Raw genomic sequence first — 14935 nt, 5'->3', positions numbered from 1 at the left:
ATGCGCTTGGCGTGGCCGCTGACCGGCCGTTCGGACGCGATGCGCGCCATCGAGGCCGCCATCTCGGCCCCGGACGTCTCCGGGATCGTGGTGTCCGGCGCCGCAGGGGTCGGCAAGAGCCGGATCGTCAGAGAGGCGTTGTCAGCGGCCGTGGCCCGCGGCTGGGAGGGCCGGTGGGCGGTCGGCACGTCGTCGGCGCGGAGCCTGCCACTGGGCGCGTTCACCGCGTGGGCGGAGTCGGGCGTCACGGACACCGTCCAGTTGGTGCGTGGGGTGATCGAGTCGCTGACGGCGGCACCATCGGGCGCGTCGGTGCTGCTGGTCGTCGACGACGTGCACCGCCTTGATGACCTCTCGACGTTCGTCGTGCAGCAGGTCGTGCAGCGCGGCGCGGCGAAGGTCGTGCTCACCGTGCGCGACGGTGAGCCGGTTCCCGCAGCGGTACAAGAGATTTGGACCGGTGGGCAGTTCGACCGGATCGATCTGCAGCCGCTCTCGACCGACCAGACCACCGCGTTGTTGGCGGCCGCCCTGGACGGATCGGTGGATCCGGACACCGCCGCGCGGCTCTGGACGCTCACGCGCGGCAACGCTCTGTATCTGCGCACCATCGTCGAGCACGAGGTGGCCGACGGCCGACTCGAATCGCAGCACGGGCGTTGGCAGTGGAGCGGAGAACCCATCGTGGCGCCCGGTCTCGTCGAGCTGATCGAGATGCGCATCGGGGCCCTGCCCGGGCCCGTCGGCGATGTGATCGACGCGCTGGCCGTCGGCGAGCCGATCGCGTTGGCCGCACTCATGCGGGTCTCGGATCCCGCGGCGGTCGAGGACGCGGACACCCGCGGGCTCATCACGCTCGAGCCCGTCGTCGGCGGCGTGGAAGTGCGCCTGGCACACCCGCTTTACGGTGAGGTGCGCAGGAAGCGCGCGGCGCCCACCCGGCTGCGGCGGCTCCGCGGCCGGGTCGCCGCAGAACTCGCCGCGTCCGACGACCGCGACGACCCGCGGGTCGTGGTCCGCCGCGCCACGTTGAGTCTCGACTCCGACGTGCCCCACGACGCCGAACTTCTCGTCAGGGCGGCCCACGGCGCCGTCTGGCTGGCCGATCTGCCGCTCGCCGACCGACTGGCCGAGGCGGCGATGCGCGCCGGAGCCGGACCCGAAGCCAACTTCATTCGCGCGCATGCCCTGTCGTGGCTCAGCCGCGGCGAGGACGCCGAAGCGGTGTTCGCCGAGATTCGCCCCGACGAGTTGACCGACGACGACCGCGCCCGATTCGCGTTCCTGCGGGCCAGCAACATGCTCTGGGTGCTCGCCGACCCGGCCCGCGCCAAGGAGCTCATCGACGACGCGTCGCACACGACGTCCCGGCAGTCTCGGCGCTACGTCGACGCCTTCCTGACGGTGTACTGGTTCGCGATGGATCAGCCCGGCTTGGCGATGCAAGCGTCGAACGAGCTTGCGCTCGACGACCTACCCGCCGTCGTCGACGCCGAGATCGCCTGGGTGCTCGCCGTCATGGCCGCGGAGGCGGGGCGGACGGACGAAGCGGTGGCCATCGCCGACGGGGGATACGCCGTTGCGACGCGGTCCTTCGACGCTCCGCAGATGAGGTTCAACATCGCCGATGCCCACGTCAGCGCTCTGCTGTTGTCCGGGCGGGTCGGCGAGGCCGTCGACGTCGCGGAGCGGGTGCACCAGCAGGCAGCCGACCTCCCGGGCGCCGCGCACCTACTCGGTGCCGCGGTCGCGGGACGGGCTGCGCTCGGCGCAGGACGCCTCGACGCGGCGAGTTCGTCGTTGGAGCAGGCGGCGGTGGCGTTGTCCGCCTCCGGCCACGCCATCGGCTGGGGCTACCGCTACCACTTCCCCCGCTCGACCGCCCTCGCCATCCGGGGTGCGATCGGCGAGGCGGCCGACGCGCTCGCTGCGCTCGACGAACTGCAACGTCCGTTCCGGTCGCTGGACTACGAGCGAAGCCTGGCCCGCGCGTGGCTGTCCGCAGGCCAGGGCGCCACCAGCGAGGCGATCACCAGCGCATTGTCAGCGGCCGAAAGGGCCACGGCGAAAGGGCAATTCGCTGCAGAAGTGTTCTGCCTGCAGACCGCGACACAATTCGGGGACCGATCGAGCGGTCCCCGGTTGCGTGAACTCGAGGCGATCGTCGAGGGGCCACGGTGCGGCCTCGCCGCTCGGTTCGCCGAGGCGCTGCACGCGGGTGACGCGGGCGAGTTGCAAGCGGTGTCAGCGGACTTCGAGAACATGGGCGATCTCGTCGCCGCCATCGATGCGGCCGCGCTCGCGGCCGTCGTCCATCGCCGCGACGACATGCACGGGTCGGCGTTGAACTGTTCCACGCGCGCCGATGACCTGGCGCAACGTTGCGGTGTCGCCAGCACCCCGGCGCTTCGTCAATCCAGTGAGCAGTTGCCGCTGACCGAACGGGAACTCGAGATCGCGACGTTGATCGCCGAAGGGTTGTCGAGCCCCGCAATCGCCGAACGATTGACGCTCTCGCCCCGTACCGTCGAAAGCCACGTCTACCGCGCCATGTCCAAGACCGGAGCAGGTAGCCGCGAAGAACTCGCCAATCTGCTGCACCGCCGTCGTCGCGGTTAAGTACCGCTGCCGCACGTCCCGGCCAGATTGCAGTACCGCGCTACTGAGCTTCCCGAACCCGCCGCGGGCGACGATTCCATTGCGGAGTCATTGCACCACAACCGATCCGCACAGACCGAGAAAGGCAGAACCATGAAGAAACTATTCACGTCCCTCGTCGCAAGTGCATTCACGGTGGCAGCGCTCGGACTGACCGCACCCGCCGACGCCGCGCCTGCCGGACCCTCGTCCGTCGACGCCACGATCGACCAACTGCATGCGCGCGGACTTGACGTCATCGTGAACCGTGTTGGCACCGCCCCGACCGAGCAGTGCACGGTCACCGCCGTCCGCCCCGGCCAGCTGTACTCGCGCTCCGACACGGGATCCGGCAAACCAGGATCGTGGGATGACATCGTCACGACGGTCACGGGCAACACCGTCTACGTCGACATCGCCTGCTGACGGCCGGCACCGCCGCCGGAGATGAATCCAGCCATTTCATTGTCCTGACCAGCAATGGGGCTCAGACTGTCACGAGGCCCGGAAGGGGGAACTGTGGCCGACCCGGTAGAACGCACCACTCGCACGTCGCGCGCCTCGTTCCGGCAGGCCAAGGAACTGCGCGACGCGCGCCATCAGTCCGCGGCAAGCCGCGAGATTCTCGCCGCTCTCAGCAGAGACGTCGCCAATCCCGGGGCGGTACTGGACATCGTCGTCGAGTATGCCGCGCGACTGTGCGGTGCGCGGGCCGCCCAGTTGTTCCTCCTCGACGGCGACGTGTTCCGCGTTTCGCGAGTGGCGGGCGAGACGCCCGAGGAGTATCGCCAGTATCTGCGGGAACACCCCATCGCGAGGGACCGGTCGTCCGCCGTCGGGCGCGCGGCCGAGGACAAGCGCACCAACCAGATCGCCGACGTCCTCAAGGACGCGGAGTACGCACGCGGCGACCTCCAGAAGCTCACCGGCTTCCGCACGCTGCTGTCCACCCCGATGATCCTGGAAGACGAGGTCGTCGGCGTGCTGTCGATGTGGCGGACGGACGTCGCGCCCTTCGACGACCACGAGCGCGAGCACCTCGAGGAGTTCGCTGCGCAGGGTGCCATCGCGCTGCGGCAGGTGAACCTGATGAACGCACTCAAGTCGCGCACGGACGAACTGGGCAGCAAGGTGGCGCAACTCGAGGCCCTCCGCGAGGTGGGTGAGGCCGTCGGCTCCAGCCTCGACATCGACGAAGTGTTGGACCGCATCATCAAGAACGCCGTCCGGCTCACCAACCGCGGCTTCGGTGACATCACGCTCGGATCCGACGGCGGATCGATCATGGAGTACGACGAGTCGACCGACTCCTTCCAGGTGCGCGCCGCCCTCGGCAGCCCGGAACTGCTGAGGCAGTTGGGGGAGATCACGATCAGCCGCGAATCGACGCTGGTGGGTCGAGCGGCGCTGGCCCGCCGTCCCCTCGAGGTGCCCGATCTCGCGCAGGCGGAGCTCGACCCGCATCTGGAGACCCTGTTCAGGAACGGCTGGCGTTCGGTTCTCGCGGTGCCCATGCTGCGCGGCGACAACATGGTCGGCGTGCTGGTGATCCGGCGCCGCGGCACGGGCCGGTTCCCGCCCGACGTGATCGAGCTGCTCGAGACGTTCGCCAGCCAGTCGGCGCTGGCCATCGTCAACGCCCGCCTGTTCGGCCAGCTGGAGACCAAGACCAGGGAGCTCGAGATCGCCAGCAGGCACAAGTCCGAGTTCCTGGCCAGCATGTCGCACGAACTGCGGACCCCGTTGAACGCGGTCATCGGCTTCTCCGAGGTGCTGCTGGGTCGCATGTTCGGCGACATCAACGAGCGCCAGGACGAATATCTGCGCGACATCCGAAACTCCGGCAGGCACCTCCTCGAACTGATCAAGGAGATCCTGGATCTCTCCAAGATCGAAGACGGTCAGATGGTGATCGAGCCGGGCACGTTCCCGGTCGACGGCGTCCTCGAGTACACCCTCGCGATGGTGCGGGAGCGGGCGGCGCAGCACGCCATCGCCCTCACGCTCGACGTCGCCGACGACGTCGACACCATCGATGCCGACGAGCTGCGATTCAAACAGGTGGTGCTCAACCTGGTCGCCAACGCCGTCAAGTTCACGCCCGACGGCGGCAGCGTCGCCGTCCGAGCCTGCCGCGACGGGAACGAACTGGTCGTCACCGTCGCCGATACCGGCATCGGCGTGCCACCCGAGGACCAGGAACGGATCTTCGAGTCGTTCCAGCAGGGCGGCCGCGGGGCTCCGAAGGAGGAGGGCACCGGTCTCGGGCTGACGCTGTCGCGGCGCATCGTCGGGCTGATGGGAGGGCGGATCTGGCTGCAGAGCACGCCTGGCATCGGAAGCACGTTCGGCTTCTCGATTCCAGGGCTGCCGGTGCGGACGGATGAGGCAGCCGCGTACGAGGGCAACGAATTTCCCGCCGTCGTCATCGTCGACGACGATCGGGCATCACTGGATCTGCTCTCGGCGTACCTCGACGGTTCGCCTGCCCAGGTACTGCGGGCGCGGGACGGCGTCGAGGCACTCGAGCTGGTCCGCAAGGTGCTGCCTGCCGCCGTCGTGCTCGACATCGGGCTGCCGCGGCTCGACGGCTGGCAGGTACTGGCCGAACTCAAGGCGGACGCCGCCACCGCCGCCATCCCGGTGATCATCGCCTCGGTGCACGACCAGCGATCGCGCGGGCTGGCCCTCGGTGCGGCCGTGTATCTGCTCAAGCCCCTTCGGCGCGACGAGTTGCTCGACGCGCTGCGGCGCGTGGGTGCGCTGCCCGGCTCCAGCTCCTTGGAGGCGTCGTGACGGCCCGCCGGATCCTCGTGGTCGAGGACAATCCGCTGAATCTCAAGCTGGTGCGCGACGTCCTCCAGTTCGCCGGGTACGACGTCGTCGCGGCGCAGTCGGGGGAGGAGGGCCTGCTCGTCGCCGAGACGGATCCGCCGGATCTGGTGCTGATGGATCTTCAACTACCGGGCATCGACGGCGTCGAAACGCTGAACAGGTTGCGGCAGGGCACCATTGGGCCCGATGTGCCCGTCATCGCCGTCACCGCCTTCGCCATGACCCAGGACCGAAACCGCGCATCCCTTGCCGGCTTCGACGGCTACCTCGAGAAGCCGATCAGCGTCGGGGCGCTACCCGGCCAGGTCGAGGCGTTCCTCGCAGGGGCGGGACGCTGATGGACGTTCCCGTGACGGTGCTGGCCGTCGACGACCAGCCAACGAATCTGCGGCTGCTGGACGCGGTCCTGACGCCGCACGGGCATCGGGTGATCACCGCGCCGTCGGGAACCGAGGCGCTCGCGCTGCTCGAGTCCGAGGACGTCGACATCGTCCTACTCGACATCGTGATGCCCGGCATGGACGGTCACGAGGTCTGCCGGAGGATTCGAGCGACTCCCGCGACGGAATTCCTTCCCGTCGTGATGATCACGGCCAGCGGAAGCGAACAACGGCTCGCCGCCCTGCAGTCGGGCGCCGACGACTTCGTCACCAAACCCTTCGACCAGAGCGAGCTGCTGGCCCGCGTGGCGTCGCTGGCGCGGATCAAGCGCTATCACGACACCATCCGGCGACAGGCCGACGAACTGGCGAAGTGGAACACCGAACTCGAGACCCGCGTCGCCGAGCAGGTCGCCGAGTTGGAGCGCACCAGCCGGCTACGGCACTTCCTCTCACCACAATTGGCCGATCTGGTCGTCGGCGACGAGGACCTGCTGCGAAGCCATCGCCGCGAGGTGGTCGTGGTGTTCTGCGACCTCCGGAACTTCACCCCCTTCGCGGAGGCCAGCGAGCCGGAGGAGGTGATGGGCGTGCTCGGCGAATACCACCGCGAGATGGGCTCGTTGGTGCACGCCTACGAGGGCACGCTGGAGCGGTTCACCGGCGACGGGATGATGGTGTTCTTCAACGACCCGGTCCCGTGCGACGACGCTGCCGAGCGTGCGGTCCGGATGTCGCTCGGCATTCGCGACGCCGTGAACGAGCTTGCGGCGCAGTGGCTTCGGAAGGGCCACGATCTCGCTCTTGGCATCGGCATTGCCCAGGGCTTCGCGACCCTCGGCAGGATCGGCTTCGAGGGCCGCTTCGACTACTCGGCCATCGGCAGCGTCACGAATCTCGCTGCCCGGCTGTGTTCCGACGCCGGTCCGTGGCAGGTGCTGGTCACCGATCGCGTGCTCGCAGCCACCGAGCATGTCGCCGTATCCGAAGTCGTCGGCGACGTTCAGCCCAAGGGATTCAGCCGCTCCGTGCGAGTCCACAACATCAGCGCCCTCAAGGACGGACAGGTGACGTCATGACCACACAACTTCAGAGTCGACCGCTATCGCTGCTCGACGACAGCGAGCGCTATCGCGTCTTCGACGACCTGCAACGCGCGATGCCGGACGTATGGGAGTCGATGCGGCTCGACCTCGACGACGAATCGGTCGTCGTCGTCCCCTCGATCAGCATCGAGCGCACCACCCCCGGCAGCGGCACCGTCATGCAGGCGATGGAGGAACGGGCACTGTTCCTGCTGCTGCTCCTTCGCCAACCGCGACTGCGGATGATCTACGTGACGTCGCAGCCGGTGTCCGAGTCGATCGTGGAGTACTACCTCGGGTTGCTGCCCGGCGTCATCCCCAGCCACGCCCGCGCCAGGCTCACCTTGATCCCGGTCGGTGACGCGTCGGCGATCCCGTTGAGCGCGAAACTGCTTGCGCGGCCGCGACTTCTGCGGCAGATCCGGGCCCAGATCCCCAACCCGGGCCGCAGTCACCTCATCCCCTACAACACCACGCCGCTCGAGCGGGACGTCGCGCTGAGCCTCGGCCTCCCGATGTACGGCGCCGATCCGCGGCTCGCGGATCTCGGCAGCAAGACGGGCTGCCGCACGATGTTCGAGGAGCTGGGCGTGCCATGCCCGGTCGGTGCGGAGAACCTGTACACCGTCGACGACATCGTGGCAGGCGTTCGGAGCATGCGGGCGCGCAGGCCGTCGCTCACGCAGGCGATCGTCAAACTCAACGAGGGTGTCTCGGGCGCCGGTAACGCCTCGGTGGACCTGCACGGGCTGCCCGACATTGGGTCACCGGACGAGGCGGCCGCGATCACCGAACGCCTGATGGGCATGGAGCCGGAATCAGAGAAACTTACGGTCGACGCATATCTGGCCGCGTTCGCCAAACACGGTGGCATCGTGGAGGAACGGATCAGCGGCGTCACACTGGAAAGCCCGAGCGTCCAGATGCGGGCCCTGCCCGACGGCACCGTCGAGCTGCTGTCCACCCACGACCAACTGCTCGGCGGCAAGAGCGGCCAGCAGTACCTCGGCTGCGTGTTCCCGGCGAATCCCGACTATGCGGCGCTGATCTCGGAGCCCGCGATGGTGATCGGGCGGCATCTCGCCGGCCTCGGCGTGCTCGGCCGCTTCGCGGTGGACTTCGTCGTGGTGCAAGACGAGAGCGGCGCCTGGACGCCGTATGCCATCGAACTGAACCTGCGCAAGGGTGGGACCACCCATCCGTTCCTGACGTTGCAGTTCCTCACCGACGGGACGTACGACGGCGAGCGCGGGGTCTTCCTGACGCCGGCGGGCACGCCCAAGTATTTGGTGGCGACCGATCACTTCGAGGACGAGCGGCTCAAGGCGCTCACCGTCACCGACCTCTTCGACATCGTCGTGAACAACGGGCTGCACTTCGACCAGGCCCGCCGCACCGGGGTGGTGTTTCACATGATCAGCTGCCTCACCGAGTGCGGCCGCGTCGGCCTGACCGCAGTGGGGGATACCCCAGAGGACGCCGAGCGGATCTACCAGGAGGCGCAGGCGGTGCTCCTCCGAGAGGCAGAGCAGGCGTGCGAGGAAGAGGCCGTCGTCGGTTGAGCCCCGCACTGAGAACCGACGATCCCGTCTGGTACGTCGCGTACGGATCGAACATGAGCGCAGCGCGTTTCGGCTGCTACGTGTCGGGCGGTCGACCTCCGGGGGCACGTCGTACCTATCTGGGTTGCCGCGACCAGTCGCCCCCGCGCCGCGACGTGGGGATTCGCCTGGCCGGTGGGCTGAGCTTCGCGGGAGAGTCGACGGTCTGGGGCGGCGGCATCGCCTTCTACGACCCGCGCGCCGCCAATGAATTGGCCGGCCGCGCATACCTTCTCACGTTCGGACAACTGAGTGACGTGGTGGCGCAGGAAACCCGGCGTCCGGTCGAAAGTGATCTGGTGCTGGAGGACGGCGTCGACCGACGCTGGCGAGTGTCGTCGTATGTCTACGAGACGCTGCTGCACGTCGACGACCGCGACGGGGTGCCGATGTTCACCATCACGTCACTGCAGGACCTCGAGCACACGCCCCCGTCGGCGCCCTACCTCCGGACCATGCTCGACGGCCTCGAGGAGACGTTCGGCTGGACCGCCGATGAGCGTGCGGCCTATCTGTTGCGGGCGCCCGGTGTTTCCCCGGCCTGGAACGCGGGCGAACTCGTCGACCTCTGCACTACTGTCGCTGACGTCAATTAGGGCATAGCGCCGCGCGGAGGCGTTGCCGCGGGTTAGCGTTCGCCTTGATAGCCGGATTGTCTAGGGGTGGGGGTTACTCGTGGAGACTTCAATACGACCGTGGTACACCACGGGGATTGCGCTGGTCGGCGCTAGCGCGATAGCGCTGGCACCCATCAGTCCGTCGGCGCCCACGCTGGACGTGCGAGCTGCGGCGACGGCGGCGATGTCGACGGTGTCGACGGAGTTCCAGCTGGCCGCGCTCGACCTTCCGTACATCCTCACGCTGCCGATCCTGCGACAGCAATTCGTCAACTGGGCCCAGAACTGGGCGGTCTACCTGGCCGGGCTCGGCAAGGCCGGCGTGGGACTGGTGGATTCGCTGGTCGCGATCCCCGGAGTGACCGCCGAGATCATCCAACAGGTATTGGCCCTCGACTTCGTCGGCGCGTTCGATACGTTCACGTCAGCGGCGCGCAATGCGGTGATCGCCGTGGGGCAACCGCTGCTGGACTCGCTGATCTGGCGCAACCAGAAGTTCTACGCGGTCGAGACCGCGCTGCAGGCCGCCGTGCCGAAGGCGTTCATCGACGTGGTCAACGGCTTCCTGGTGGCGGGCAACGTGGTCACGACGTCTCTCATCGTCGGCACGCAGGACTTCATCGGTGCGCTGCTCACTCTGAACCTGAGCAACATCATCAATGCCGCGCTCGACGGAACGAAGAACTTCGTCACCGCCCTCGGTGCCGGGGCTGGGGCGATCGTCGACGGGATCGAGTCCGCGCAGTTCGGGATCGCCACGGCGTTGGCGACGCCGCCACCGCCCGTCCCCACCGTGGCGGAGGTCTCCTCGCTGCGCACCCTCTCCGTCGAGCGGACCATCAGCGTGCCCTCTTCGTCGAGTGCCGAGGAACTCAGTCCTGCTGCGGAAGAGCCCGTCGGTCAAAGCGCGCCGAGCGTCGTTGAGGACAAGACGACTCCCGCTGCCGAGGAAACCACGGTGGAGAAGCCCAAGGTCGTCGATGCCGGCGCCGAGGTGCACGATGCGCCGAAACCGCCTGCTGCCGGCGATGTCTCGGACGATGCGGATGATCCGACCGAACCGGCGACCCCGCCGAAGAAGTCCGCCGACGACACCGTCAAGAAGGCAACGCCCGGGGCCGCGAAGGACGCGGGTGCCAAGGACTCCAGTGCCAAGCACGAGCCGAAGGCGAAGGACTCGGGAACCGACCCGAAGCCGTCGTCGGACCCCGGCGACTCCTAGGCCCCACGTTCGACGGTCACGCTGACAGGTCGATCTCGGTCCCGACGCCGTACTCGCGGGCTCGGGACACGACGAGGTCTGCGGTGACGAGGTCTTGTAGTCCGATGCCGACGGAGTCGAACAGGGTGATTTCGTCGTCAGTGGTGCGGCCTGTCGCCGATCCCGCGATGACGCTGCCCAACTCGGTGCGGACGTCGTCTTCGGTGATCGCGCCTGCCGCGATGGCCAGCAGAACCTCTCCCGACTTCGCCATCGCCGTGGGGTGACTGTCGACGACGATGCGGGCGCGGCGCATGCCGGTCGCGTCGATCTCCCGATGGTCGGGGCGAGGTGGGGCTCCGACGGCGTTGACGTGCTGACCGGCGCGCAGCCAGTCACCGAGCACGATGGGGTCGCGCGACGGCGTGAGGGTGCAGACGACATCGGCCTCGGCAACCACCGCGGCGGGTGACTGAGCGCGTTCGACGGTGACGCCGAGGCTTTCGGTCGCGGCGCGGAAGGTCTGCACCGTGTCGGCGTTTCGCGACCACACGACGATGGCCTCGATGTCGCGGACGGCCGCGATCGCGTATGCGTGCTCGATGGCGAGATTGCCCGCGCCGACGAGCCCGAGTACGCGCGCGGACCGTGTTGCGAGGTGGTCGGTGGCGACGGCGCCGGCCGCGGCGGTGCGTATCGCGGTGATGGCGCGCCCGTCCAGGATCGCTTGGCATTCGCCGGTCAGTGCCGAGGTCAGCATGATCGTGGAGCGTTGAGTTGGCCTGCCGTGGAGGCGGTTGGCGGGTAGGTCGCAGAGGAGTTTTACCGCGACCCGGTCGGACGTTGCGGCCGCCATGGGGATGGCGGTTCCGTTGGCGGGCAGGCTGAGCGCATGCGGTGCGGGGTTGGCGCATTCGCCGGAGGCCAGGCCGGCGAATGCGATTTCGATTGCCTTGCGGACTTCGTCGCGATCCAGCAGCGCGGTGATGTCCGAATGGGCGAGGATCAGCGTCATCGCGCCGATGCCGTTGCGGGCAGTCCCAGGTGGTCGACGACGCTGGTATCGATGAGCTCGTGGAACGTCGGTGCGTGCCGGATCATCGTCTCGTCGTACAGGATTCGCATCCAGCGTTCGGTGGCCGCGGGGTCGATGCGCACCGTATCCCAGGTGTGCGATCCCAGCATTCGCTGGCACGCCCTGCGCAGCGGAGCGGTTGGCGTGTTCGGCCAGTGTCGCGCCAACAACGGCTGCAGGTCCGACAGCTCGACCGACTTGATCAACTGCATCGACTCCTGCAAGGCCGAGGTGAAGGCGACCAGCCGCTCGGTGAGTTCGGCGAAACGGTCGGTGCGGCAGTAATACACGCTGTTGGGCCCCAATCCGCCGGTCTGGGTGTACTCCTCGGCGATGAACCCCGTGCCCCGTTCCGCGACGATCTCGGCGTTGACGAGATCGAGGACGATCGCGTCGCCCAGACCCGCTTCGAAGAGTTCGACGAACATCGGGGTGGACAGGTCGCGCAGGAACGTCGCCGATGCAGGGTCGACGCCTGCCTCGCGCATCAGTCCAGCGGTGAACGCGTAGGGGGCGCTGCCGCCGATGCCCGGCGCGAGGACCGTCGCCCCCTTCAGTTGTGACCAGGTGAAGCCGTCTCGCGGTGTCCGGGTCACCAGTGCCTTCGGGAACTGGTGGTTGACTTGGGCGAACACGGTCAATTCGCGTGGCGTGTTCCAGTACATGGCAGGCACCCACAGGCCGCCGAGCGCTACGTCGGCGACACCGCTGTCCAGGTCGTCGAGCACCCCGGTCCAGGGATCGCGAGCGGTGGCCGTGACGCTCAGGCCGCGGTCGGCGAACAGCCCGAGGGCGTCGGCGTAGTACTGCGGCAAGTAGTTTGGTGCATGCGCGGTGGCGGAGATATTGAGGTGCAACATGTTTCGACTCCTTGGTGGATTCGTGTCAGGCGTTGACGAGGGCGGGTTTTTCGGCGACGGCCTCCAGCGACTTGCCGAAGGTCTCGGGGCCGAAGCGGGCAGCGACCACGAGCAAGGCGTACATGACGGCGATCATGAGGAAGACCCCCGCCACGCCCGCTCGGTCGAAGAAGAACAGTGCGGCGAAGGGCATCACTGCGCCGGCGACGTTGCCGATCCCGTTGACCACGGAGGCGCCCATCGCGCGTACGGAGGTGGGGAACAGTTCGGGTGACCACACTGAAAGGATGGTGTTGAGCATCATGGTGAAGAACTGGAAGATCATGCCCAGAACCAGGATTAGTGCCGTCGTGTTGGCGAACGATGCGAAGCAGATCGCCGAGATGCAGCCGAGGACTGCGGCGACGGTGACCGTGAGGCGTCGTGGCGACTTGCCTGCGAGATAGGACGCGGCGCAGGCGCCGAACAGCGAGCCGACGTTCATGATCATCGTGAAGGCCAGCGAGTCGGCCAGGGAGTAGCCGCGTGACACCAGCAGGATCGGCATCAGGAACAGCAGCGTCACTTGCGCACCGAACGACATCCACGACGCGGCGCCGATGGCGGCGGTGCGCCGCAGGTTCTGGCCTTTGAACACCTCGACGTAGCTGCTCTTGGTCTGCAGCGGGATGTCGGCAGCGGTGACGAATTGTTCTGTGGGACCGGGCTTCCGGAGTCCGGCGATCCTTCCGCCGGCCAGTCGGGTGAGGGACTTGTTGGCGTCCTCGACGCGGCCCTTCGACAGCAGGAAGCGTGGGGATTCGGGCAGATAGCGGCGGAAGAACACGACCAGCAAGGCGGGGACGGCGAGGATGACGTAGGTCCATCGCCACGCGGTGTCGTTGCCGCCGAGGGTGCCGTTGAGTGGTCCCAGGACCAGCCAGAAGAAGCCGAAGGAGGCGATGTTGCCGATGCCGCCCGAGGAGATGTTGAGTGTGGCGAGCAAGGAGCCGCGGTGGCGGGTGGCGACGATTTCGGCGAGGATCGCGAGCCCGACGGTGAATTCGCCACCCAGGCCGATGCCGACGATGAATCGGCTGGCGAGCAGCATGTCGTAGTTCACGGCTGCCGCACTGATCAGTCCGCCCAGGGTGTAGACCAGCAGGTTCAGGCTGAGTGCGGCGCGGCGCCCCCAGCGGTCGGCGAGGTAGCCGCCGATCAGCCGGCCGACCAGACCGCCCACCACCGTGGCGGTGTTGATCATGGTCAGCTCGGCGTTGCCGATGCCGAAGGACTCCTTGAGCAAGGGGCCCATCGCCCCGGTCGAGTTCTGTTCGAGGGAATCGAAGAACAATCCGGCCATCAGCAGCAGGATCAGTGCGGCTTGCACGCGGCCGAATCCGATCCGGTCGAGAGCTGAGGAGAGGCCAGGCGCTGCGGCCGGATCGCTGGTCGGGGTGGTGTCAGGGGGAACGGCAGGGACGGAACGAGTGATGGACATTGCGGGCTCCAGGGTTGATTCGGGAAATCATGCTGGAGCAATTTGTATACGAAAACTGTTACGCCCCGATTGCCGAGCAGGGTGTTCTCGTTACGAACACGAAAAATCATGCCAGATTGTAGAACAATCTCAGGGAGCGGCGTCGCCGAACTTCTCCGCGAAGTAGACCTCGTCGCGCTGCAAATGCTCGTCCATCAGGTATCCGGCCTGGATGACCGAACCGTTGATGATGGCGACAGCGAGCACCCGGTGATCGCTGACGGTCGCGTCGGGGTTGTGGCCCAGTCCCCACTGCACGCGACGGTTGACGTTGGCGAGCATCTCTTCGAGCTGCCGGTTGCCCGAGGCTGCAGCGACGAGTTCGTGAAACGACCGGCCGGAGCTGGATTCGTCATGCTCCCGCTCCTCTGCGGTGGCCTTGAGTTCCTCGGCGACGGCCCCACCGCGGTTCTTGGCGGCGAGTTGAGCGGCGAGGATCTCGAGCCCGCGCCTGATCTGGAGCAGCTCCCTGCTGTCCTGGACGAGGGTCTCCGATACCGCTGCGCCGCGGTACCGAACGATGGTGACGAAGCCCTCGGACTGCAGCCGGTTCAGTGCGTCGCGGACCGGAACACGGGATGCGCCATAGCGTTTGGCGATGGCCTCTTCGACCAGACGCTCGCCCGCGGCGAGACGGCCGGCGAGGATCTCTTCACGCAGCGCGTGGGCGATGGAGTCGCCTGTCGACTCGACCCGCGACAGCGGCTCTGCCATCAGGGCCGAGCCGTGGTGTCGAGGGCATCCTGCCAGGCCAGGGCAGGCGCGGTCGCCGTGGCGCTCATGGTGTCGAAGGTACCGTGGCGTCGCTGAATGTAATGGTCGTCGGGGGACGTGCCTCTGCGCATCGATGGGCAAGGCCGACCGACGCGGCATCGCGAGGCCCGCGAAGCGCGGCAAGGCGAGCGATAGGGTGCTCTAGGCCGCGACGGCCCCCATAGCCCAATCGGCAGAGGCAGCGGACTTAAAATCCGCCAAGTGTGAGTTCGAATCTCACTGGGGGCACAGGATAAGCCTGGTAGATGCGTTTTAGTACCGTACTGGATCGGCTCGCAACTTGTTCGCCCCGGCGCGCGCCCGGATCGCGGCAGGGAGGTCAACTCGCTAGCTAACTGTCGCAGGGGTCTG

12 protein-coding genes and 1 tRNA gene are annotated in these 14935 nt (G+C 67.5%); 9 read left to right on the top strand and 4 right to left on the bottom strand.

The genetic code is table 11. The features are described 5' to 3' along the window. From N536_RS0115250 to N536_RS0115215, 8 genes are all read left to right on the top strand, one after another. Complete coding sequence (locus N536_RS0115250; protein WP_029114395.1) at positions 1–2619, top strand: LuxR family transcriptional regulator; 2619 nt, start codon at positions 1–3, stop codon at positions 2617–2619. Between the two features lie 132 nt (positions 2620–2751). After that, complete coding sequence (locus tag N536_RS0115245; protein ID WP_029114394.1) at positions 2752–3063, top strand: hypothetical protein; 312 nt, start codon at positions 2752–2754, stop codon at positions 3061–3063. A gap of 93 nt (positions 3064–3156) precedes the next feature. Continuing rightward, complete coding sequence (locus N536_RS0115240) at positions 3157–5433, top strand: GAF domain-containing protein (protein ID WP_029114393.1); 2277 nt, start codon at positions 3157–3159, stop codon at positions 5431–5433. After that, positions 5430–5810, top strand: coding sequence for a response regulator (locus tag N536_RS0115235; protein ID WP_029114392.1), 381 nt, complete (start codon positions 5430–5432; stop codon positions 5808–5810). The genes N536_RS0115240 and N536_RS0115235 overlap by 4 nt, the downstream gene beginning before the upstream one ends. Beyond that, complete coding sequence (locus N536_RS0115230) at positions 5810–6931, top strand: adenylate/guanylate cyclase domain-containing protein (RefSeq protein WP_029114391.1); 1122 nt, start codon at positions 5810–5812, stop codon at positions 6929–6931. The genes N536_RS0115235 and N536_RS0115230 overlap by 1 nt, the downstream gene beginning before the upstream one ends. Further along, the gene (locus tag N536_RS0115225) at positions 6928–8499 is read left to right on the top strand and encodes a peptide ligase PGM1-related protein (protein WP_036436449.1); all 1572 of its coding nucleotides are present in this window, start codon (positions 6928–6930) and stop codon (positions 8497–8499) included. Before N536_RS0115230 ends, N536_RS0115225 begins: the two co-directional genes overlap by 4 nt. A 53-nt stretch (positions 8500–8552) precedes the next feature. Continuing rightward, positions 8553–9134 (top strand): hypothetical protein, encoded by a 582-nt coding sequence (locus N536_RS0115220; protein WP_051574532.1) that lies wholly within the window; start codon positions 8553–8555, stop codon positions 9132–9134. 79 nt (positions 9135–9213) lie between these two features. Next, a complete protein-coding gene (locus N536_RS0115215; protein WP_029114388.1) occupies positions 9214–10377 on the top strand; it encodes a hypothetical protein in 1164 nt (387 codons plus the stop codon). Between the two features lie 16 nt (positions 10378–10393). On the opposite strand, the gene N536_RS0115210 is transcribed toward N536_RS0115215, so the two are convergent. The 4 genes from N536_RS0115210 to N536_RS38530 all read right to left on the bottom strand — a co-directional run bounded on the left by N536_RS0115210 (position 10394) and on the right by N536_RS38530 (position 14524). Further along, positions 10394–11371: an ornithine cyclodeaminase family protein gene (locus N536_RS0115210; protein WP_029114387.1), complete on the bottom strand. Its 978-nt coding sequence runs from the start codon at positions 11369–11371 to the stop codon at positions 10394–10396. After that, positions 11368–12291 carry an ABC transporter substrate-binding protein gene (locus N536_RS40760; protein ID WP_051574517.1) on the bottom strand — a complete coding sequence of 308 codons (924 nt, stop codon included), beginning with the start codon at positions 12289–12291 and terminating at the stop codon, positions 11368–11370. Before N536_RS40760 ends, N536_RS0115210 begins: the two co-directional genes overlap by 4 nt. Before the next feature lie 25 nt (positions 12292–12316). Further along, positions 12317–13771: an MFS transporter gene (locus N536_RS38535; protein WP_231514538.1), complete on the bottom strand. Its 1455-nt coding sequence runs from the start codon at positions 13769–13771 to the stop codon at positions 12317–12319. A 129-nt stretch (positions 13772–13900) separates the two neighbouring features. Then, positions 13901–14524, bottom strand: coding sequence for a GntR family transcriptional regulator (locus N536_RS38530; protein ID WP_051574516.1), 624 nt, complete (start codon positions 14522–14524; stop codon positions 13901–13903). A gap of 214 nt (positions 14525–14738) precedes the next feature. Here N536_RS38530 and N536_RS0115185 point away from each other — a divergent pair. Continuing rightward, positions 14739–14812, top strand: a tRNA-Leu gene (locus N536_RS0115185). Positions 14813–14935: the final 123 nt, after the last annotated feature.

Source organism: Mycobacterium sp. URHB0044 (genome assembly GCF_000620625.1).
GTDB lineage: Bacteria > Actinomycetota > Actinomycetes > Mycobacteriales > Mycobacteriaceae > Mycobacterium.
This window is presented reverse-complemented; position numbering and strand designations above follow the sequence as displayed.